Origin of the sequence: Actinacidiphila polyblastidii (assembly GCF_036353415.1) — a bacterium.
GTDB classification, from domain to species: domain Bacteria; phylum Actinomycetota; class Actinomycetes; order Streptomycetales; family Streptomycetaceae; genus Actinacidiphila; species Actinacidiphila polyblastidii.
The window spans coordinates 247,376-269,031 of sequence record NZ_JAZEWV010000003.1; the positions used below are offsets into that span (position 1 = coordinate 247,376).

A 21,656-nucleotide genomic window follows, 5' to 3' on the forward strand; every position below is an offset into this window, starting at 1 on the left:
CCGCACTTCCACGGCACACGCGCGGGGGCACCCCTTCCGGGGCGCCCCCGCGCTCGTGTCAGCGGGCCCGCCGCGCCGCCTCGCCGGGGATCAGGCGACGCCCAGCCAGGCTTCGGCGCCGAAGGAGCCCTTGATGTCGGAGGCGACCGACATCGGATCGACCAGGAAGCCCAGTTCGTAGACGGTGGTCTTGTCCGGTCCCTGCAACCGCACCCGCACCGGGCTCTCGCCGGGGTGCGCGCTGAGAATCCGCTTCAGCTCCCTGATCGCGGGCTCGCGCAGCAGCTTGAACTCGCGGAAGACCAGCTGGACGGGCGGCTTTCCGCCGCTCTCCGCCGAACTGACGTCCAGCTCCGCCAGTTCCGAGCCGATGATGTTCATCGTGCCGTCGCGGTCCTGTGCCCGCCCGGCGATCGACACCACGCTGTCCGGGACCAGGGCGTGCCCCACCAGCTGGTAGCTGGCGGGGAAGAAGCAGACCTCGATCGTGGCGTCGCGGTCGGCGAACTGGACGGCCGCCCAGGCGTTGCCCTGCTTGGTCATCTTCCGTTCCACGCCGGTGATCAGCCCGGCGACCTTGACCGGTCCCTCGTGGCCTGAGGCGAGCAGCTCCGCGACGGTGATGTCGCGGTTGCGGGCCAGGATGTGCTCGGTGCCGTCCAGCGGGTGCGCCGACACGTACAGGCCCAGCATGTCGCGCTCGATGGCGAGGAGTTGCTTGCGCGGCCACTCCGCCTCCGGGATGGCGAAGTCCAGCCCGAACGCCGGGGTGTCGTCGTCCCCGCCGCCCAGGTCGGCGAAGAGGTCGTTCTGGCCGTACGCCTCGGCCTTCTTGACCGGGATGATCGCGTCGACCGCGTCCTCGAAGACCTGGGACAGGCCCAGCCGGGTGTGGCCGAGGGAGTCGAACGCCCCCGCCTTGATCAGGGACTCCACGGCGCGCTTGTTCAGCACCGGGATGCTGACCTTGTCGAGGAAGTCGGGGAACGCGGTGAACTTGCCCTTGGACTTGCGCGCCGCGATCAGCGCCTCGATCACGCCGTCCCCCACGTTCCGCACCGACTTCAGGCCGAAGCGGACGTCGTCGCCGACGGCGGTGAACTCCGCGACGGACGCGTTCACGTCCGGCGGCAGCACGTTGACGCCGCCCTTGCGGGCGTCGGCGAGGTAGATCGCCGCCTTGTCCTTGTCGTCGCCGACCGAGGTGAGCAGGGCCGCCATGTACTCGGGGGCGAAGTTCGCCTTCAGGTACGCCGTCCAGTACGACACCAGTCCGTAGCCGGCGGTGTGCGACTTGTTGAAGGCGTAGCCGGAGAAGGGGAGCATGACGTCCCACAGCGCCTTGATCGACTCCTCCGAGTAGTGGTTGCCCGCCATGCCGGCGTGGAACTTCTCCCACTCCGCGGCCAGCACCTCGGGCTTCTTCTTGCCCATCGCCCGGCGCAGCAGGTCGGCGCCGCCCAGGGTGTAGTCGGCGAGCTGCCGGGCGATGGCCATGATCTGCTCTTGGTAGATGAGCAGGTGGAAGGTGTTGCCGAGGATCGGCTCCAGCGCGTCCTTCAGCTCCGGGTGGATCGGGTCGATCGACTGGCGGCCGGTCTTGCGGTGCGCGTAGTTGGTGTGCGCGTTCGCCGCCATCGGACCGGGCCGGTAGAGCGCCAGGGCCGCCGCGATGTCCTCGAACCGGCTCGGCTCCATCAGCTTGAGCAGCGTGCGCATGCCGCCGCCGTCGAGCTGGAAGACGCCGAAGGTGTCGCCCCGGGCGAGCAGCGCGTAGGTGGCCTTGTCGTCCAGCGGGATGTTCTCCGTGGACAGGTCGATGCCGCGGTTCTCCCGGACGTTCTGGATGGCCTGATCGATGACGCCCAGGTTGCGAAGACCCAGGAAGTCCATCTTGACCAGGCCCATGTTCTCGCACGACGGGTAGTCGAACCCGGTGATCTTCGCGCCGTCTTTCCGCATGTGCAGCGGGATGCGGTCGGTCAGCTTCGTCTTGGAGAGGATGACCGCTGCCGCGTGCACACCGGTGTTGCGGATCAGTCCCTCGACGCCCTTGGCGCCGTCCACGACCCGCTTGACGTCCGTGTCGTTCTGGTAGAGCGTCCGGATCTCGCCGGCCTCCCCGTAGCGGGGGTGCTCGGAGTTGAAGATGCCGTCGATGGGGATGCTCTTGCCCATCACGTCCGGCGGCAGCGCCTTGGTGATCCGCTCGCCGTGCGCGAAGGGATAGCCCAGGATGCGTGAGGTGTCCTTGATCGCGTTCTTGGCCTTGAGCTTGCCGAAGGTGTTCACCAGCGCGGTGAACTCGTCGCCGTACTTGTCCACGACGTAGCGGACCATCTGGTCGCGCTTGCGGTCGTCGAAGTCGAGGTCGACGTCGGGGGGGTTGATCCGCTCGGGGTTGAGGAACCGCTCGAAGAGCAGACCGTGCTCGATCGGGCACAGCTCGGTGATGCGGGTGGCGTAGGCGACGATCGACCCGGTCGCCGACCCGCGGCCGGGGCCGACCGGGATCTTGTTGTCCCGGGCGTACTTGCAGATGTCGGCGACGACCAGGAAGTAGGAGGAGAAGCCCATCGGACCGATGACCTTCATCTCGGTCTCGAAGCGCTCCATCACGTGCTCGGGGACCGGCTCGCCGTACCGCATCGCCAGACCCTTGACGACGTCCTTGCGCAGCCACGTCTCCTGCGTCTCGCCCTCGGGGACGTCGGGGAACTGCGGCATCTCGTCCTTGAGGTCGAAGACCTCGTCGTACGAGCCGATGCGCTCCGCGATCAGCAGGGTGTTGTCGCACGCCTCGGGCAGCTCGGCGAACAGCTCCCGCATCTGCTCGGCGGTCTTGAGGTAGTAGCCGGTGCCGTTGAACTTGAAGCGGTTCGGGTCGTCCTTGTTCTTGCCCACGCCGATGCACAGCAGGTTGTCGTGCGCGTCCGCGTGCTCCTCCAGCACGTAGTGCGCGTCGTTGGTCGCCAGCAGCGGGATGTTCAGGTCCTTGGCGAGCCGCAGCAGGTCCGCGCGGACGTTGCGCTCCAGGTCCAGGCCGTGGTCCATCAGCTCAAGGAAGTAGTTCTCCTTGCCGAAGATGTCCTGGTAGGCGGCGGCGACCTGGCGCGCCTCGTCGTACTGGTTCAGCCGCAGCCGGGTCTGGACGGCGCCCGAGGGGCAGCCCGTGGTCGCGATGATCCCGGCCGAGTGCTCGGAGATCAGCTCCATGTCCATCCGCGGCTTGCCGGAGGGGAACTGGCCGGTGTACGAGGCTTCCGTCGACAGGTAGAAGAGGTTCCGCAGCCCCTCGACCCCGGTGGCCCACATGGTCATGTGGGTGAACCGGCCGCCGCCGGAGACGTCCTTGCTCCCCTCGCCGTCGTCCGACATCGCCCGCTGCCCGCCGGGTCCCCAGAACTCCTGCTTGCGGTAGCGGCGCGAGGAGGGCGCCACGTACGCCTCGATGCCGATGATCGGCTTCACCGCGTCGAAGCCCTTGGCGACCTGCTGGAACTCGTACGCCCCGAACATGTTGCCGTGGTCGCTCATCGCGATGGCCGGCATGCCCTGCCGCGCCACCTCGGCGAACATCGGCTTCAACCGCTGGGCACCGTCGAGCATCGAGTACTCGGTGTGATTGTGCAGGTGAACAAAGCTGTCGGCCACCGGGCAGGCACCTCCGGGACAGTCGCGTGGGAGAACCTCCACCCTAGCCCCCCGCGCTCCCGCTCCCGCGCCTGCGGCGACGCCTCCGGCAGCCGGTCCTCGGACGGCGTGGTGAAGTCTAGGACCGGGGTCCGACAACGCGGCGGCGGTCCGCCGCGGCGGCTGACCCTGGCCGCCGGGGACGACCGGGCGCGCGCCGCGCCAGGCGGTCACGAGGCGGGGAATCGCCCCAGGTGAGCGGGGTGCCCAGCGCGGCGAAGGTCTCATGGAATCCTCAGACACTGTCCGCCGGAGTCGTGGCACACTGCACCCTGTGGATCGGGCTGGACCTGGGATGAGAGCGATGCGAGCGGCGGCCTTCGCCGCGGTGTGCGTCGTCATGTCCAGCACCACGCACATCCTGCTCTCCCGCACCCCGCTGCCGCTGCCGGTGATCGCCGTCGTGGCCCTGGCGGTCTTCGCCGTGGCCTACGCGCTCGGCGGCCGGGAGCGCGGCTTCGTGTCCATCGCGGCCGCCCTCATCCCGCTGGAACTGGCCTCCGACACGCTCTTCAACGCCGGCCAGCACACCTGCTACGGGCCCGGCGGCGGACCGGTGACCGGCTCCTGGCGGTCCCTGCACGAGGCGATCATCTGCGGGAACGGCGCAGGCACGGGCCCGTTCGGCGCCGGCTCCTTCGGCGGCGGCTCGCTCGCCGAGCGCACCGCGGCCTCCGCCGCGCGGCTGCCGGTCAGCCCCTGGCTGCTGCTCACCGCGCACGTCGCCGTCGGCCTGGTGGCCGGGTGGCTGCTGCGCTCCGGCGAGGCGTGGCTGCACCGCAGCCTGCGGGCGGTCTTCCGGCCGCTGCTGGTGGCGCTCGCCGCGCTGACCGGGTCGGTGCCCGGCCCACCCGCGCGGCCCGTCGCCGCCCGCACGCCGGGCGCTCCCGCGCTCCCCCTGCTGCTGCACTCCCTGGTACGCCGGGGTCCGCCCGTCCTCGCCGCCTGACGCGGCACCCGACGAGCCCCCTTCCCCCGTATCACCACGGAGACCTCACCCATGAGCAGCAGGAACAGCAAGAACGCCAAGGCAGCCGCGCGCGAGCGGCTGCGCGCCGAGCGCGAGAAGGAGGTCAAGCGCGCCAAGGTCCGCCGCCAGATCACGGTGGCCGTCAGCATCGTCGTGGTGCTCGGCGCGGCCGCCGGCATAGCCGTGGCGGTCAACCAGGCCAACAAGCCCGGCTACTGGCAGGCCGCGGCCGACAAGCCGCTCGTCGAGCCGGCCCACTCCAGCGGCACCGACGGCACCTCGATCGTCGTCGGCGACGCGACGAACAAGCACGTGCTGAAGGTCTACGAGGACCTGCGCTGCCCGGTCTGCGCGGCCTTCGAACAGCAGTCGGGCGACGAGGTGCAGACGCTCGCCAAGAGCGGCAAGTACCAGATCTCGTACACGATGGGCGACTTCATCGACGACCGCGGCGGCGACGGCTCGAAGAACGCCCTCAGCGCGCTCGGCGCCGCGCTCAACGTCTCGACGGACGCCTTCGTCCAGTACCACAAGGTGCTCTACTCCAAGGCCGTGCACCCCGACGAGACCACCGACGGCTTCGGCAGCGACGCCACCTTGATCAAGGCCGCCCAGCAGGTTCCGGCGCTCAAGGACAACCAGGCGTTCCAGACCGCGGTCAAGGACGGCACCTACGACAAGTGGGCGCTGACCATGGCCAAGCAGTTCGACTCCGACGGGATCACCTCCACGCCGACGGTGAAGCTCGACGGCAAGGCGGTGGACAACGTGCAGGCCATGGCCTCCGGCCAGTTCACCAGCACCGTCGAGGGGCTGCTGAAGTAGTCCGCGCGACCGCCCCGCCGCCCCGCGGGGGTCCTCCGCGACGAGGACCCCGCCGCGGGGCGGCGGGGCGAGATCCGTCACAGGGCTGCACACACCACACTCGGGTACGCGACCATCGCACCGTGGACTACGCCCCGACGAGGAGAGGTGAGTGATGGAGAGCGCGCTCCGCCCGGTCCTGGTGATCGGCTTCGCGGTCCTGCTGACGCTGGTCGTCGGCTGGACGGTGGACCGGTCGCTGCGGGCGGCCGACCAACGCCATCCCGAGACGCCGCTGTGGGGGCTGCTGCGCCGCTGCCGGCTGCCGCTGCAGGTGGTGGTGTGCACGGCGATGCTGCGGGCCGGATACCGGGCCACCCGGATGTGGCCGGCCCACGCGGGGGCGATCGGCCAGGCCCTGGTCCTGGTGCTGATCGCGGCCTCCGCCTGGCTGGTGGTACGGGTCGCCGCCGCCGCGATCGACTCCTCCTACGCCCGCTACGCGGCCACCTCCCGCGACGTGCCGAAGATCCGCCGGCTGCGCACCCAGCTGACGCTCATCCAGCGGTCCTTCACCGCGGTGGTCGGCGTGATCGCGGTCGCCTCGATGCTCTTCACCTTCCCCGAGATGCGCACCGTCGGCGCCTCCGTGCTGGCCTCCGCGGGCATCATCGGCATCGTCGCGGGCGTCGCCGCGCAGTCCACCCTGAGCAACCTCTTCGCCGGGCTGCAGATCGCCTTCGGCGACATGGTCAGGATCGGCGACACGGTGGTCGTGGACGGCGAGTGGGGCGAGGTCGAGGAGATCACCCTCACCTATCTGAGCGTCCGCACCTGGGACGAGCGGCGGATCACCATGCCGGTGTCGTACTTCACCAGCAAGCCGTTCGAGAACTGGTCGCGCGGCGACCCGCGGATGACCGGCACGGTCTTCTTCCACCTCGACCACGCGGTCCCGGTCGACGCGATGCGCAAGCGGCTGCTGGAGATCCTGGAGCAGACCGCGGAGTGGGACCACCGCGCCTGGGGGCTGGTGGTGATCGACACCACTCCCACCACCGTCCAGCTGCGGGCGCTGCTCACCGCACGGGACGCCTCGGACATCTTCAACCTGCGGTGCATCGTGCGCGAGCAGCTGATCGACTGGCTGCGCTGCGAGCACCCGTACGCGCTGCCCCGGATCAGCACCGCGGCGGCTCCCGGCCGCCACGAGGACCGGGAGCGCGAGGCGTCGCCGATGCCCAACCCGGAGCACCTCGGGCCCGGGCCCGGCCCCCAGTAGCGCTCGCGCGCCGGCAGCTCGCGCGCGCCGGGGTCACAGCCCGCGCATCGAGCGCAGGTCCAGGTGGCGCAGCACCCGGTCCACGATCTCCGGGTCGGAGCCCGGCTCGCTGCGCGCGGCCAGCACCTCGTGCCGGGCGGCGGACAGCATGTCCTCCTGGATCCGGCGCAGCGCCTTGATCCGCCTGACCCGGCGGGCGTGGCTCTCGCGCCGCTCGTCGTCGACGATGTCCGGCGAGATCCGCGCGCCGAGGTCGAAGGCGCGGTGGTGCAGTATCTCGGAGAGCTCCTCGTCGAGGTTCTCGGCGGCCTCGATCTCCTTCAGCCGGGACCGCGCCGCGGTCATCGCGCGCAGCGCGAGACCGCGCTCCAGGTCGTGCTCGGCCTTGCTGTCGCCCTCCACGCCCAGCCGGCCGACCAGCCAGGGCAGCGTCAGCCCCTGCACCACCAGGGTCGCGAGCACCACCACGAAGGCGATGAAGAGCAGCTCGGTACGGGCCGGGAAGGCGCCGTCGTGGTCGGTGCGCAGCGGGATGGCCAGCGCGAGCGCCACCGAGGCCACCCCGCGCATCCCCGCCCACCACATGACCACGGTCTCCCGCCAGGTCAGCGGGATGTCCTCGTCCATGTCCCGCTGCCGGTGCAGCTTCTTGGCGATCCAGGCGGCGGGCAGCAGGTAGAGCAGCCGCAGCCCGACCACCACGGCGACCACCAGGCCGGCGTGCCGCAGCATCGGCCCCCAGGCGTCCCGGCCGACGCTGAAGACGTGGTGCAGCTCCAGGCCGATCAGCCCGAAGGCGATCCCGGTGACCATCGTGTCGACGATCTCCCAGAAGGTGTTGCCGGCCAGCCGGGCCTTCACGTCGTCGGCCTCGAAGGCGTGCTCGGCGAGGAAGAGGGCGGTGGTGAGCACCGCGAGGACGCCCGAGCCGTGGAACTCCTCCGCCAGCGCGTAGGAGGCGAACGGCACCAGCAGCGACAGGCCGATCTGCAGGGTGGCGTCGCCGACCACGCCCATCAGCTGGTTGGCGCCCCAGCCGAGCACCAGGCCGACCACGAGGGCGACCACCGCGGACAGCACCAGTTCGAGCACCGCGTGCGGCAGCGAGAAGTGGCCGGAGACCACCGCGGCCACCGCCACGTGGTAGAGCACGATGGCCGTGACGTCGTTGAAGAGGCCCTCGCCCTCCAGGATGGAGATCATCCGGCGGGGCAGCCCGAGCGCGCCCGCCACCGCGGTCGCGGCCACCGGATCGGGCGGCGCGACCAGCGCGCCGAGCGCGCAGGCGGCGGCCAGCGTGATGCCGGGCACCACCGCGTTCGCGACCGCGGCGACCGCGGCGGTGGTCAGGAAGACCAGCGCCACCGCCAGCAGGAAGATCGCCCGGCGGTTCGCCGCGAACTGCCGCCAGGAGGTGCGCTGCACCGACGCGTAGAGCAGGGGCGGCAGCAGCAGCGGCAGGATCAGGTCCGGGTCGATCCGGACGTTGGGCACCTGCGGCACCAGCGCGAGCACCGCCCCGAAGAGGGTCATCAGCACCGGCGACGGCAGCTTGACCCAGTCGCCCAGCGGCACCACGACGATCGCGGCGAGCGTGAGCGAGAAGAAGAGGGCGAGCTGATCCACAGCGCCAGACTGTCAGACGCTACGCCCCGGACCCGCACGCGCGCTCCGGCGCGCCTTCGTACCGCGCCCGGAAGGTCTGCCGGGGCCCGTCGGCGTCCGTCAGAAGGTGCGCGCCATCGCCCGGTGGGCGATGCCCGCGTCCATGAACCGCGGGCCGTGCGCGACGTAGCCGAGCCGCTCGTAGAAGGGCACCGCGTGCACCTGGGCCTCCAGGTGGACGCCGCGCAGGCCCAGCCTGCGGGCCTCGTCCTCCAGCGCGCGGACCAGCCGGGCGCCGACGCCGCCGCCGCGGGCCGGGGCCAGCACCGCGAGCCGGCCGAGGACGGCCAGCCGCGGGTCGCCGCCGTTCTTCCGCGCCGCGTCGTCGCCGGTCAGCAGCCGGCCGGTGCCCGCGCCCTCGGCGAGCACGTGCACCGCGCGGCCGTCCTTGCCGTCCCACTCCAGCTCGGCGGGGACGCGCTGCTCGACGACGAAGACCTCGTGCCGGATCGCGTGGACCTGGTCCATGCCCTCGGGGTCGTCCGGCGACACCACCCGGATCGGCGGCACGGTCCTGACCTGCGCCTCGGTCACTGGCTGTCCGCCCGCACGGTGTCCAGGGCGTGCTGGAGGTCGGCCGGGTAGGCGCTCTCGAACTCAGCCCAGGAGCCGTCCGAGGGGTGCTCGAAGCCCAGCCGCATGGCGTGCAGCCACTGCCGGGTCAGGGCGAGCCGCTTGGCGAGCACCGGGTCCGCGCCGTAGGTGAGGTCGCCCGCGCAGGGGTGGCGGTGCGCCGACATGTGCACCCGGATCTGGTGGGTGCGGCCGGTCTCCAGCTTGATGTCCAGCAGGCTGGCGGAGCGGAACGCCTCGATCAGGTCGTAGTGCGTCACCGAGGGCTTGCCGTCGGCGGTGATCGCCCACTTGTAGTCGTGGGTGGGGTGGCGGCCGATCGGCGCGTCGATGGTGCCGCTCATCGGGTCCGGGTGGCCCTGCACCAGGGCGTGGTAGCGCTTGTCGACGGTGCGCTCCCTGAACTGCTGCTTGAGCAGGGTGTAGGCGCGCTCGGACTTGGCGACCACCATCAGCCCCGAGGTCCCGACGTCCAGCCGGTGCACGATGCCCTGGCGCTCGGCGGCGCCGGAGGTGGAGATGCGGTAGCCGGCGGCCGCGAGGCCGCCGATGACGGTGGTGCCGGTCCAGCCGGGGCTGGGGTGGGCGGCCACCCCGACGGGCTTGTCGATCACCACGACGTCGTCGTCGTCGTGCACGATCTCCATGCCCTCGACCGGCTCGGCGACGATCTGCACCGGCGCGGCGGTGGCGGGCATCTCGACCTCGAGCCAGGCCCCGCCGTGCACGCGCTCGGACTTCCCCGCGGCCGACCCGTCGATGGAGACCTTGCCCGTGGCGGCCAGCTCGGCGGCCTTGGTCCGGGAGAAACCGAACATACGGGCGATGGCGGCGTCGACGCGCTCGCCTTCCAGGCCGTCGGGCACCGGCAGGGAACGGACTTCGGGAAGCGTACTCACCTGGTCGAGTATGCCGGACCGCGCGGGCCCTCCCGCCCGGAGCGGCCTGCCGGGGCTCGGCAGCGGCCCCGCGGTGGACCGGGGGCACCGGCCCCGGGGGCCGGTCCCGAGGCCGGGGGTCAGTCCTGGTGCCGGGTGCCGTCCGGGTCCACGCCGCGGAAGGACAGCAGCACGATCAGCGCACCGCCGACACAGATCGCCGAGTCGGCGAGGTTGAAGACCGCGAAGTGCTCGGGGGCGACGAAGTCGACCACCCGGCCCTGGAAGCCGCCGGGGGCGCGGAAGACCCGGTCGGTGAGGTTGCCGAAGGCGCCGCCGAGCAGCAGGCCGAGCGCCACCGCCCAGGGCGCGCTGTACAGCCGCCGCGACAGCCGGGCGATCACCACGATCACGCCGACCGCGATCACCGTGAAGACGATCGTCATGCCCTGCCCGAAGCCGAAGGCGGCGCCCGCGTTCCTGATCGCGTCGAACCGCAGGTAGTGGCCGAGCACGTTGATCGGCTCGTGGTGCTCCAGGCTGTGCACGACCCAGATCTTGGAGAGCAGGTCCAGCGCGTAGGCGAGCGCGGCCACCCCGATCAGGACGGCGATCCGGCGCCTGCGCGGCGCGGCGGCCCCGGCCTGCGGCGCGGGGGACGCCTGGGACGCGCCCCGCGACGTCTCCGCGGCCTCCGGGGTGTCCGGATTCTCCGGGGTGTCCGGCGTGGTGATGGTGCGCTCCGCTTCCGTCACGTGAGTCCCTCAGCCGTTGTGCTCCGTGCCCGCCAGGCCGAAATCCTGACTGCTGACGAGGGTACGGCACAGCCGCCCCGCGCCGCCCGGCGACGGCGGGGCCCGGTCGCACCCGGAGCGCACCCGGTCAGCGGCGCTCCTGCTTCTGCTTGTCGTCCAGGCACAGGGTGGCGCGCGGGAACGCCTGCATCCTCGCCTTGCCGATCGGGTTGCCGCACACCTCGCACAGCCCGTAGGTGCCCTCGTCGAGCCGCCGCAGGGCGTGGTCGGCCTGGCCGAGCATCTCCCGGGTGTTGGCGGCGAGCGCCATCTCGTACTCGCGGGTGATGTTCTTGCTGCCGGTGTCGGCCTCGTCCCCGGCGCCGTCGCCGGAGTCCCTGAGCAGGCCCGCGACGGCCGCCTCGGAGTTGGCGATCTCCGCCTTGAGGCGCTCGACCTCGCCGACCAGCTCCGAGCGGGCCTCCTCGACCTCCTCGGGCGTCCAGGGGTCCTCGCCCGGGAGCACGGCCAGCGTGCCCGGTTCGACCGCGATGCGGGCGGCGGGGACCGGCGTCCCCGATGTCGCGGCCGGCTGGGCCACGGTCTTCTTGGCTGCCACCTTGCGGGCTCCTGTCTTGGCCTGATCGGTCTTCTCCGCGGCGGTCTTGTGCGCCGCGGTCGTGCCGGAGATCGGCGCCGCCTTCTTCGCGGTCGTCTTCTTGGCGGTCGTCTTCTTCGCGGTCGTCTTCTTCGCCGGCGACGTCCCGGCCGCGGTCTTCTTCGCCGCGGACGTCCCGGACTTCCTCGCGGGCGCCTTCCCTGTCGTGGTCTTCTCAGCGGCGGACTTCGCGGCCGACTTCCTCGGCGCCGCCTTCTTGGCGGCGGCCTTCTTCACGACCATGGCCGCGTCCCCTTCGCATGCGTGATCTTGTACGCGAACAGTGCCGGAAACGGTAAGTCGGGCATCGATCCGCGGCAACGGGGCGCGCTGCCTGGCCGGCCGCCGCTCCCCGGGGGGAGACCGGCCTGCATCGGTTGTGCCCAGCTCACGTCCAGGTATTCCGGCCCGGACCCGCGACCATGCCCCCACGCGGCCATTCGGGTCAGCGCCTCGGCGACGCCGCCGGGCGGGCCCCGCCGGGGGCCGGCGCCCCCGGGTGATCCGGTCGGCCGGGGATCGCACGGGCCCGTACACTGGGCGGAGCGAAAGGCGTGGATGGGACGAGTAGCGCCGCACGCAGCCATGAGCGACCCGGGGACGGTGGAAGCCCGGGGGTGTGCGCGATGCGAAGATCACCCCGGAGCCGCCGGAAGAAAGCCCGCGGGCGCAGCCCCGTCCGGGCGGTAGAACCGGCTTCGCGAACCCCAATGAGGGGGCGGTGGGCCCGGCCGGGCCGCCACACCGCCAAGGAGGGTGGTACCGCGGGAGCGCGCACGATGCTCTCGTCCCTCCGACGGAAGTCCGCGACAAGCGACGAGCGTCCGCCGGAGGAAGCAGCCCCATGAGCCAGCCGCGCCAGCCGCAGTACCGCCAGGTGCCCGCCCAGGTCGACCTGCCCGCACTCGAACACGAGGTGCTGGCCCTGTGGAGCGAGCGGAAGACCTTCGCCCGCTCCCTTCAGCAGACCGAGGGCCGCCCCGACTGGGTGTTCTACGAGGGCCCGCCGACCGCCAACGGCATGCCCGGCGCCCACCACATCGAGGCCCGCGTCTTCAAGGACGTCTTCCCGCGGTTCAAGACCATGCAGGGCCACCACGTCACCCGCAAGGCGGGCTGGGACTGCCACGGCCTGCCGGTCGAGCTGGCGGTGGAGAAGGAGCTGGGCTTCACCGGCAAGCAGGACATCGAGGCGTACGGCGTCGCCGAGTTCAACGCGAAGTGCCGCGAGTCGGTGACCCGGCACACCGACGCCTTCGCCGAACTGACCACGCGCATGGGCTACTGGGTGGACCTGGACGACGCCTACCGCACCATGGACCCGCAGTACGTGGAGTCGGTGTGGTGGTCGCTCCGGCAGATCTTCGACAAGGGCCTGCTGGTGCAGGACTACCGGGTCGCCCCCTGGTGCCCGCGCGACCAGACCGGCCTGTCGGACCACGAGTTGGCGCAAGGGTACGAGACGGTCGTCGACCCGTCGGTCTTCGTCCGCTTCCCGCTGACCTCGGGGCCGCTGGCCGGCGAGGCCGCGCTGCTGGTCTGGACGACCACGCCGTGGACGCTCGTCTCGAACACCGCGGTGGCCGCGCACCCGGACGTCACGTACGTGGTCGCCACCGACGGCGACGAGCAACTGGTCGTCGCCGAGCCGCTGCTGGGCAAGGCGCTGGGTGAGGGGTGGACGCCCACCGGGCAGACCTTCACCGGCCGCGAGATGGAGCGCTGGACCTACCGGCGGCCGTTCTCCTTCATCGACATCGCCGACGCGCACTACGTGGTGAACGCCGAGTACGTCACGACCGAGGACGGCACCGGGCTGGTCCACCAGTCCCCCGCCTTCGGCGAGGACGACCTGCGCACCTGCCGCGCGTACGGGCTCCCGGTGGTCAACCCGGTGCGCCCCGACGGCACCTTCGCGCCGGACGTGCCGCTCGTCGGCGGCGTCTTCTTCAAGAAGGCCGACGAGGCGCTGGTCGCCGAACTCCAGTCGTCCGGGCTGCTGTTCCGGCACGTGCCGTACGAGCACAGCTACCCGCACTGCTGGCGCTGCCACACCGCGCTGCTCTACTACGCGCAGCCGTCCTGGTACATCAGGACCACCGCGGTCAAGGACGCGCTGCTGCGCGAGAACGAGCGCACCCACTGGTACCCGGAGAACGTCAAGCACGGCCGCTACGGCGACTGGCTCGACAACAACGTCGACTGGGCGCTGTCCCGCAACCGCTACTGGGGCACGCCGCTGCCCATCTGGCGGTGCGAGGAGGGCCACCTGACCTGCGTCGGCTCGCTCGCGGAGCTGTCCGAGCTGACCGGCGCCGACCAGTCGGGGCTGGACCCGCACCGGCCGTACATCGACGAGGTCACCTTCCCCTGCCGGGACTGCGCGCGTACCGCGACCCGCGTCCCCGAGGTCATCGACGCCTGGTACGACTCGGGCTCCATGCCGTTCGCGCAGTGGGGTTACCCGTACCGCAACAAGGAGGTGTTCGAGCGCACCTACCCCGCGCAGTTCATCTCCGAGGCGATCGACCAGACCCGCGGCTGGTTCTACACGCTGATGGCGATCGGCACGCTGGTCTTCGACAGGTCGGCGTACGAGAACGTGGTCTGCCTCGGCCACATCCTCGCCGAGGACGGCCGCAAGATGTCCAAGCACCTGGGCAACATCCTGCAGCCGATCCCGCTCATGGACCAGCACGGCGCGGACGCGGTGCGCTGGTTCATGGCCGCCGGCGGCTCCCCGTGGGCGGCCCGCCGGGTCGGCCACGGCACCATCCAGGAGGTCGTCCGCAAGACCCTCCTCACCTACTGGAACACCGTCGCCTTCCAGGCGCTGTACGCCCGCACCTCCGGATGGGCGCCGTCCGCGGCCGACCCGGCGGTCCAGGACCGCCCGCTGATCGACCGCTGGCTCACCGGCGAGCTGAACGTGCTGGTGAGCGATGTCACACAGGCGCTGGAGTCCTACGACACCCAGCGGGCCGGCAAGCTGCTCTCCGCCTTCGTGGACGACCTGTCCAACTGGTACGTGCGGCGCTCGCGCCGGCGGTTCTGGCAGGGCGACGCGGCGGCGCTGCGGACCCTGCACGACGTGGTCGAGACGGTCACCCGGCTGATGGCGCCGCTGGTGCCGTTCATCACCGAGCGGGTCTGGCAGGACCTGGTGGTGCCGGTCGTCCCGGACGCGCCGGACTCGGTGCACCTGGCGAGCTGGCCGGTGGCCGAGGAGCGGTGGATCGACCCGGCGCTGTCAGCGCGCATGCAGCTGGTGCGGCGGCTGGTCGAGCTGGGCCGCGCCACCCGCGCGGAGTCCGGCGTCAAGACCCGGCAGCCGCTGTCGCGGGCGCTGGTCGCCGCGGCGGGCTTCGAGGACCTGGACGCGGAGCTGCGCGCGCAGATCGCGGAGGAGCTGAACGTCGCCTCGCTCGCCGGGCTCTCCGAGGTCGGCGGTTCGCTGGTCGACACCAGCGCGAAGGCCAACTTCCGGGCGCTCGGCAAGCGGTTCGGCAAGGGCGTCCAGGCGGTCGCGGCGGCGGTCGCCGCGGCTGACGCGGCCGCGCTCTCCGCGGAGCTGCGGGAGAAGGGCGCGGCGGTGGTCGTGGTCGACGGCGAGGAGGTCGCGCTGTCGCCCGAGGAGGTCATCGTCACCGAGACGCCCCGGGAGGGCTGGTCGGTGGCGTCCGACGCGGGCGCAACAGTCGCGCTCGACCTGGAGATCACCCCCGAGCTGCGGCTCGCGGGGCTCGCCAGGGATGTGATCCGGCTGGTCCAGGAGGCGCGCAAGACGTCGGGGTTCGACGTGGCCGACCGCATCCACGTCCGCTACGCCGCCTCCGGCGGCGAGTTGGCCGAGGCGCTCGGCGTGCACGCCGGGTTCATCGCCGAGGAGGTCCTCGCGGACTCCTTCCGCGCCGGCGGGCCCGAGGAGGGCTTCAGCGACGTCTTCACCGACTCCGCCCTCGGCCTGACCTTCCACCTCCGCCAGGTCTGACCGCACTCCGCCGGACGTCGGACGTCCACCCCCGGGGGCGCGGGGATCACCCGCCCCCCGGGGCCGGCGGCGGCGTGCGGGCCTGCCGGCAGCGGGCCGCCCGGGTTCCCCGCGCCCGGCGCAGGGGGGACGACAGAGGGCCGGGCACCGCCCGGGGGAAACGGTTCCCCGGTGGTGCCCGGCCCTCAGTGGCGCGAACCCGCGCCGGAGGCGACTAGTTGTCGTCCTCGTCGATCAGGAACCCGCGCATCGGCGTCGGCGCCTGCTGCAGCGGCGACGGCCCCTGCGGCCGTACCGGAGCCATCGGCTGCGTCATCGCGGGCGACATCTGCTGCTGGCCGCCGTACGTGGGCCCGGGGTTGTGGCCGCCCATGCCCTGGCCGCCGCCGTAGGAGGGCGCGGAGCCGTTGTGGCCCATGGCGCCGGCGCCGGCCGGAGCCATGCCGCCCATCGTGCCGCCGCCCATGGAGGGCGCGGACGGCAGGGACGGCGCGGACGGGGCCGTCCGCGGCGGGGCGAGCGAGTCGTCCGCCTGGTTCTCCAGCTGGCGCAGCTGGGACTCCAGGTAGGACTTCAGCCGGGTGCGGTACTCGCGCTCGAAGCCGCGCAGGTCCTCGACCTTGCGCTCCAGCGTGGCGCGGGCGGACTCCAGCGAACCCATCGCGACGCGGTGCTTCTCCTGCGCGTCCCGCTCCAGCGCGTCCGCCTTGGCGCGGGCGTCCCGCTCCAGACCCTCGGCACGGCTGCGCGCCTCACCGACGATCTTGTTGGCCTCGGAACGGGCCTCGGCGATCGCCTGGTCGGCGGTCTGCTGCGCGAGCGACAGGACGCGGGCGGCGCTGTCGCCGCCGGGGCCCTGCTGCTGCATCGGGTGCTGGCCCATCGGACCGGGACCCTGCTGCTGCATCGGGTGGCCCTGCTGCTGCATCGGGTGCTGGCCCATCGGACCGGGACCCTGCTGCTGCATCGGGTGGCCCTGCTGCTGCATCGGGTGCTGGCCCATCGGGCCCGGACCCTGCTGTCCGCTCGGACCGGGCGGCAGCTGCGGAGCGCCACCGGGCAGCTGGGGCGGGCCCATCTGCTGCTGCGGCATCTGCTGCTGCACCGGCTGCGGTCCGGATATGGCAGCGGGCACCGGCCGGTCCTGGGGTTCCGGCTTGCGCATGCCCTGCTGCTGGTTCTGCGCGGCGGCACGGGTGGCCGCGGCCAGTTTGGCCCGCAGATCCTCGTTCTCGCGGAGCAATCGGGTCAGCTCCGACTCGACTTCGTCGAGGAAGGCGTCGACCTCGTCCTCGTCATAGCCCTCTCGGAGCCGGACGGTCGTGAACTGCTTGTTCCGAACGTCCTCGGGGGTCAGCGGCATCTCTTCACCTCAACGTGATCGTCGACATATCGGGAGCCCACACCGTTCACATCAAGCCCCCGACGACGGAGATCAGGATGTACACGATGATCATCAATACGAAGAAGGACAGGTCGAGCGCCACGCCCCCGAGACGTAGCGGCGGAATGAACCGCCGCAGAAGCTTGAGTGGCGGATCGGTGACAGTGTAGGTGCCCTCCAGGACGACCACCATGGCCTTGCCAGGATGCCACGAACGGGCGAACTGGAAGACCCAGTCCATCACCAACCGGAAAATAAGGACAGCGAGGAAGCAGTACAACGCGATGTACAGCACCTGGAGTGCGACGCTCATCGCGCTTCCCTCTCCTCACTACGTCGTCGGCCTGTCGGCCGGGCCCTGCGGTGCGTTTCGCTCAGCTCTGGTTGAAGAACCCGCCCTCGGCGATCCGGGCTTTGTCCTCCGCCGTGACATCGACGTTAGCAGGCGAGAGCAGAAAGACCTTCTGCGTCACCCTCTCGATGCTCCCGTGCAGACCGAAGACCAGACCGGCGGCGAAGTCGACAAGTCGCTTCGCGTCCGTGTCGTCCATCTCCGTCAAGTTCATGATCACCGGGGTGCCTTCGCGGAAGTGTTCCCCGATGGTACGGGCTTCGTTGTAGGTCCGGGGGTGGAGTGTCGTGATCCGGTACGGCTCGCGTTCTGACACGACCTTGGGCATGATCACCGCTGCGTTCTTCTCCAGGCTGTGGCGTTCAGGTGTGATGGATGCCACTGGGGCGATCCGCGGTTCACGGGGGGCCGGGGCGTGCACGAGCCTCGGGGGCTCGTCCTGCGGCGGCTGGTGCTGGCTGGGCGGCGGGATGTGCTGCCGCCTGGGCACGCGCTCGGGTTCCGGGGCGGCCCGGCCGCTGGGCGGCGGCGCCATCTCGGGCTCGAACTCGTCGTCGGGGTCGAACCCCGGCCCGTCGTATCCGTCGTCCTCCACGAGGCCGAGGTAGACCGCCATCTTGCGCATCGCGCCGGCCATGCTCTGCGTCCTCTCAGCGGGGTTGCGGTCCTCGGCCGCCGGTGGGACGGCCGCCACACCATATTTATGCTGTGGTCCGACTTGTTTGGTGACGTTACCGGAGCCGCGGACGGACTCCGAGTACCGCCGTTCCGACGCGCACATGTGTCGCTCCGGCCGCCACCGCCTCGTCGAGGTCCTGACTCATCCCTGCCGAGACCATGTTCGCAGCCGGATGAGTCTCGCGCAGGCGGGATGAGATTTCCACCAACCGGTCGAAGGCGGCACGGGGTTGGCCCGCGTACGCCCCGCTCAGCGGCGCGACCGTCATCAGGCCGTCGAGCCGCAGCCCTTCGGCCGCCGCGACGGCGTCGGCCAACGCGCCGACCGCGTCGGGCGCCACCCCGCCGCGCTCACCCCGCGCTCCCGACCCGGCGTCCAGTGCGACCTGCACCAGGCAACCGAGCTGCCGTCCTGCGGCGGTCGCCGCGGTGGACAGCGCGTCGACCAGCCGCGGCCGGTCGACGGAGTGCACATGATCAGCGTAACGGACCACCGAGCGTGCCTTGTTGGTCTGCAACTGGCCCACGAAGTGCCAGCGCAGCGGCAGATCGGCGCATTCCGCCGCTTTCCGGGCTGCGTCCTGGTCGCGGTTCTCCGCCACCTCGCGCACGCCGAGCCCGGCCAGCAGCCGTACGTCGTGCGCCGGATGGGTCTTGGTGACCACGATCAGGGTCACGTCCTCGCGGTCCCGCCCCGACGCGGCGCACGCGGCGGCGATGCGCTCCTCCACCCGGGACAGGTTCGCGGCCAGCTGTGCGGCCCGGTCCTCGGGTGCTGCGGGGTCGTTCACTCGGTTCCGTCCAGCCAGACGTAGCCCGCCAGGCGCCCGGTGGTGCGCTCGCGGCGGTAGGAGAAGTGGTCGGTGGATTCCAGGGTGCACACCGGGGAGGCGCGCACCTCGCGTACTCCGGCGCGCACGAGCTGCGCGCGCACGCCCGCGGCCACGTCCACCGCCGGGGTGCCCCAGCCGGTCTCGGCGTACGCCTCGGGCACGGCCGCGGCGACCTCGTCGCGCATCGCGGCGGGCACCTCGTAGCAGCGGCCGCAGACCGAGGGGCCGGTGATCGCGGCCGTGCGGCCGGGATCGGCGCCGAGTGCGGCCATCGCCTCGACGGCGGCCGGCACCACCCCGGCGAGCAGCCCCGGCCGTCCGGCGTGCGCGGCGGCCACGACGCCGGCCGCGGGATCGGCCAGCAGCACCGGCACGCAGTCGGCGGTGAGCACCGCGAGGGTCAGCTCGGGCCGGGTGGTGACCAGCGCGTCGACCGCGGGCACCGGAGCGTCCCCCCAGGGCGCGTCGACGACCGCGACGTCCCGGCCGTGCACCTGGTTCATCCACACCACCCGGCCGGGGTCGCGGCCGAGTTCCCCCGCCGCGAGCGCACGGTTGGCGGTGACGGCCGCGGGGTCGTCGCCGACCGCGCCGCCGAGGTTGAGGCTGTCGTACGGAACGGCGCTCACCCCGCCCCACCGGTCGGTGAAGGCGAAGTGCGCGCCGTTCGCTGTCGTGCGGTGCCCTATCACTGCCGGGCGGTCACTTCAGGAAGTCCGGGACGTCGAGCTCCTCGGCCGACTCCTGGTACGGCCGGGCCGAGGGGACCACCGGCGGGATCACCGGCGAGGTCTCGGCGACCGGCTCGCTCTCCGGCTCCCGCTCGCCCGGGGCGGCCGGGATGCTGCCGAGGCCGCCGAAGGACGGGGTGGGGCGCGGCGCCTCGGCGCGCGGGGAGCCCGCCGCGGGTGCGTCGTCACGCGAGGTGTAGGTGGAGCCGAGCACCTTGTCGCGGCTGCCCTTGGTCGGCGGCTGGCCGCCGTCGAAGCCGGCCGCGATGACGGTGACCCGCACCTCGTCGCCGAGCGCGTCGTCGATGACCGCGCCGAAGATGATGTTCGCCTCCGGGTGGGCGGCCTCGCTGACCAGTTGGGCGGCCTCGTTGATCTCGAAGAGGCCGAGGTCGGAGCCGCCGGAGATGGACAGCAGCACGCCTCGGGCGCCGTCGATGGACGCCTCCAGCAGCGGCGAGGAGATCGCCATCTCCGCGGCGGCCACCGCGCGGTCGTCACCACGGGCGGAACCGATGCCCATGAGCGCCGAACCCGCCTCGCTCATCACGGACTTCACGTCGGCGAAGTCCAGGTTGATCAGGCCGGGGGTGGTGATCAGGTCGGTGATGCCCTGCACGCCGGAGAGCAGCACCTGGTCGGCGGAGCGGAAGGCGTCCAGCACGCTCACCTGGCGGTCCGAGATGGACAGCAGGCGGTCGTTGGGGATGACGATCAGGGTGTCGACGTTCTCGCGCAGGCCGGCGATGCCGTCCTCCGCCTGGTTGGCGCGGCGGCGCCCCTCGAAGGTGAAGGGGCGGGTGACCACCCCGATGGTCAGGGCCCCCAGCGAGCGGGCGATGTTGGCGACGACGGGGGCGCCGCCGGTGCCGGTGCCGCCGCCCTCGCCCGCGGTCACGAAGACCATGTCGGCGCCCTTGAGCACCTCCTCGATCTCCTCGCGGTGGTCCTCCGCGGCCTTGCGGCCGACGTCGGGGTTGGCGCCGGCGCCGAGGCCCCGGGTCAGCTCTCGGCCGACGTCGAGCTTGACGTCGGCGTCGCTCATCAGCAGGGCCTGTGCATCGGTGTTGATCGCGATGAACTCGACGCCCTTGAGACCGACCTCGATCATCCGGTTGATGGCGTTGACGCCACCGCCGCCGATTCCGACGACCTTGATGACTGCGAGGTAGTTCTGCGGTGCTGCCACGTCGAAGGCCTCTCGCCTCGAGTTACGAATCGTGTGGGACGGCCGGTACGCTCGCCGTTGCCGTTCCGAACCCTGACCCTGAGGTTTAGGGTTACCAGTCTGCCTGTCCCATGTGTTCCTTGGGACGAGACACTAAGTCGACAAGCAGGGGCGGTTCAACGAACACGCCGAACCTCCCGTTTTTCTTTTCACCCTATGTGATCACGTCGGCCGTGGTCCTGGCAGGGTCGAACAGCGTGCAACGGGCCCGCCACCGGCGTCAACCATGCGACGCCGCGGGGGCGGTGGGGGCGCTGACGTCGAAATGGTCCGCGTGCGGCTGCACTTTCATCAGCGCGGTGAGCGCCGCCGCCTTGAGCGCGCCGTCCTCCGCGCTCCCCCACACGACCTCGCGGCCGCCGGAGAGTTCGACGGTGATCCCGTCGTAGGAGCGCACCCGGATCGCGGTGGCCCGGCCGCGCAGCACGTCGGGGAGATCGCCGGCGACCGCGATGGCCGCCTGCAGCAACCGCGTTGTGCCGAACTGGCGGAGGCTGGCCGCCGCGCCCGCGCGGTCCGGTTCCAGCCGCAGCACCGGGACACCGGCCGGCGCCCGGTCGACGGTGGCGAACCGCACGCCGTCGCGGTCCACTTCGGTGAACCGCGCGCCGCTGCGCAGCACCGCGGCCGCGGTCCGCTCGGTGATCCGCACGGTGATCGTGTGCGGCCAGGAACGCCCGACCTCCACCCGGCCGATCCGCGGCAGCGCGGCCAGCAGCCGGCCGCGCACCGCCCCGGTGTCGACCGAGAGCAGCGGGCCGCCGAGCGGCACGGCGGCCGCCCGCTCGATCTGGCCGGTCGTCAGCGCGCTGTTGCCGGCCACCGCGACCCGGTCCGCGCGGAACCACGAGGAGCCGTAGAGCGCCCAGGTGCCGGCGCCCACCAGCACGGTGAGCACGATCAGCGCCACGAGCGCGGTGCGCCTGGCGGGCGCGGTGAACCGCGGCCCGCCGCGCCGCGGCGTCCGCCCGGTGTGCTGCCGGACGGGCGGCGCGGGCCTGGCGTCCTGGCGTGGCTGCGGCGCCGGTCCCGCGCCGAGCGCTCCGGTTTCCGTACCGGTCACCTCGGGCTCCCCACATCGACGGTTGGGGGCGGCCGCCCCCGCGGCGCCCATCGTGTCAGGCCGGGCGCCCGGCGCGGCGGGAGGCGCGCGCCGCGGCGCCCGTCCGGCCCGGCCGGCCCCGCCCGACGGCCGAATCGGC

General features: G+C 72.0%; 17 protein-coding genes. 4 read left to right on the forward strand and 13 right to left on the reverse strand.

Annotation, left to right across the window (positions count from 1 at the left end):
* Window positions 1-90 precede the first annotated feature (90 nt).
* Window positions 91-3,654 (reverse strand): DNA polymerase III subunit alpha, encoded by a 3,564-nt coding sequence (gene dnaE / locus V2S66_RS06215; protein ID WP_330793462.1) that lies wholly within the window; start codon window positions 3,652-3,654, stop codon window positions 91-93.
* Between the two features lie 334 nt (window positions 3,655-3,988).
* Between dnaE and V2S66_RS06220 the strand changes: the two genes are divergently transcribed.
* From V2S66_RS06220 to V2S66_RS06230, 3 genes are all read left to right on the forward strand, one after another.
* A complete protein-coding gene (locus V2S66_RS06220; protein WP_330793463.1) occupies window positions 3,989-4,642 on the forward strand; it encodes a hypothetical protein in 654 nt (217 codons plus the stop codon).
* A gap of 51 nt (window positions 4,643-4,693) precedes the next feature.
* Window positions 4,694-5,488 carry a thioredoxin domain-containing protein gene (locus V2S66_RS06225; RefSeq protein WP_330793464.1) on the forward strand — a complete coding sequence of 265 codons (795 nt, stop codon included), beginning with the start codon at window positions 4,694-4,696 and terminating at the stop codon, window positions 5,486-5,488.
* A gap of 154 nt (window positions 5,489-5,642) precedes the next feature.
* Window positions 5,643-6,749, forward strand: coding sequence for a mechanosensitive ion channel family protein (locus V2S66_RS06230; protein WP_330793465.1), 1,107 nt, complete (start codon window positions 5,643-5,645; stop codon window positions 6,747-6,749).
* Window positions 6,750-6,782: 33 nt separating this feature from the next.
* On the opposite strand, the gene V2S66_RS06235 is transcribed toward V2S66_RS06230, so the two are convergent.
* The 5 genes from V2S66_RS06235 to V2S66_RS06255 form a co-directional block, all read right to left on the reverse strand.
* Window positions 6,783-8,375, reverse strand: coding sequence for a Na+/H+ antiporter (locus V2S66_RS06235; protein ID WP_330793466.1), 1,593 nt, complete (start codon window positions 8,373-8,375; stop codon window positions 6,783-6,785).
* 99 nt (window positions 8,376-8,474) lie between these two features.
* Complete coding sequence (locus tag V2S66_RS06240; protein ID WP_330793584.1) at window positions 8,475-8,882, reverse strand: GNAT family N-acetyltransferase; 408 nt, start codon at window positions 8,880-8,882, stop codon at window positions 8,475-8,477.
* A gap of 62 nt (window positions 8,883-8,944) precedes the next feature.
* On the reverse strand, window positions 8,945-9,886 hold the full coding sequence (locus V2S66_RS06245) for an RluA family pseudouridine synthase (protein ID WP_330793467.1): 942 nt from the start codon (window positions 9,884-9,886) through the stop codon (window positions 8,945-8,947).
* A 119-nt stretch (window positions 9,887-10,005) separates the two neighbouring features.
* A complete protein-coding gene (gene lspA, locus V2S66_RS06250; protein WP_330793468.1) occupies window positions 10,006-10,620 on the reverse strand; it encodes a signal peptidase II in 615 nt (204 codons plus the stop codon).
* A gap of 127 nt (window positions 10,621-10,747) precedes the next feature.
* Window positions 10,748-11,500: a TraR/DksA family transcriptional regulator gene (locus V2S66_RS06255; RefSeq protein ID WP_330793469.1), complete on the reverse strand. Its 753-nt coding sequence runs from the start codon at window positions 11,498-11,500 to the stop codon at window positions 10,748-10,750.
* Window positions 11,501-12,101: 601 nt separating this feature from the next.
* Between V2S66_RS06255 and ileS the strand changes: the two genes are divergently transcribed.
* On the forward strand, window positions 12,102-15,248 hold the full coding sequence (ileS, locus tag V2S66_RS06260; protein ID WP_330793470.1) for an isoleucine--tRNA ligase: 3,147 nt from the start codon (window positions 12,102-12,104) through the stop codon (window positions 15,246-15,248).
* A 214-nt stretch (window positions 15,249-15,462) separates the two neighbouring features.
* Here ileS and V2S66_RS06265 read toward each other — a convergent pair whose 3' ends face one another.
* From V2S66_RS06265 to V2S66_RS06295, 7 genes are all read right to left on the reverse strand, one after another.
* Complete coding sequence (locus V2S66_RS06265) at window positions 15,463-16,611, reverse strand: DivIVA domain-containing protein (RefSeq protein ID WP_330793471.1); 1,149 nt, start codon at window positions 16,609-16,611, stop codon at window positions 15,463-15,465.
* Window positions 16,612-16,657: 46 nt separating this feature from the next.
* Entirely contained in the window at window positions 16,658-16,945 is a 288-nt protein-coding gene (locus V2S66_RS06270) for a YggT family protein (protein WP_330793472.1), read from the reverse strand.
* A 61-nt stretch (window positions 16,946-17,006) separates the two neighbouring features.
* Entirely contained in the window at window positions 17,007-17,621 is a 615-nt protein-coding gene (locus tag V2S66_RS06275) for a cell division protein SepF (RefSeq protein ID WP_330793473.1), read from the reverse strand.
* 94 nt (window positions 17,622-17,715) lie between these two features.
* Window positions 17,716-18,453 carry a YggS family pyridoxal phosphate-dependent enzyme gene (locus V2S66_RS06280; RefSeq protein ID WP_330793474.1) on the reverse strand — a complete coding sequence of 246 codons (738 nt, stop codon included), beginning with the start codon at window positions 18,451-18,453 and terminating at the stop codon, window positions 17,716-17,718.
* Window positions 18,450-19,187: a peptidoglycan editing factor PgeF gene (pgeF, locus tag V2S66_RS06285; protein ID WP_330793475.1), complete on the reverse strand. Its 738-nt coding sequence runs from the start codon at window positions 19,185-19,187 to the stop codon at window positions 18,450-18,452. The genes V2S66_RS06280 and pgeF overlap by 4 nt, the downstream gene beginning before the upstream one ends.
* A gap of 10 nt (window positions 19,188-19,197) precedes the next feature.
* Window positions 19,198-20,415, reverse strand: a complete 1,218-nt coding sequence (gene ftsZ, locus V2S66_RS06290) for a cell division protein FtsZ (protein WP_330793476.1) — start codon at window positions 20,413-20,415, stop codon at window positions 19,198-19,200.
* Window positions 20,416-20,674: 259 nt separating this feature from the next.
* Window positions 20,675-21,517: a cell division protein FtsQ/DivIB gene (locus V2S66_RS06295; protein WP_330793477.1), complete on the reverse strand. Its 843-nt coding sequence runs from the start codon at window positions 21,515-21,517 to the stop codon at window positions 20,675-20,677.
* Window positions 21,518-21,656 lie beyond the last annotated feature (139 nt).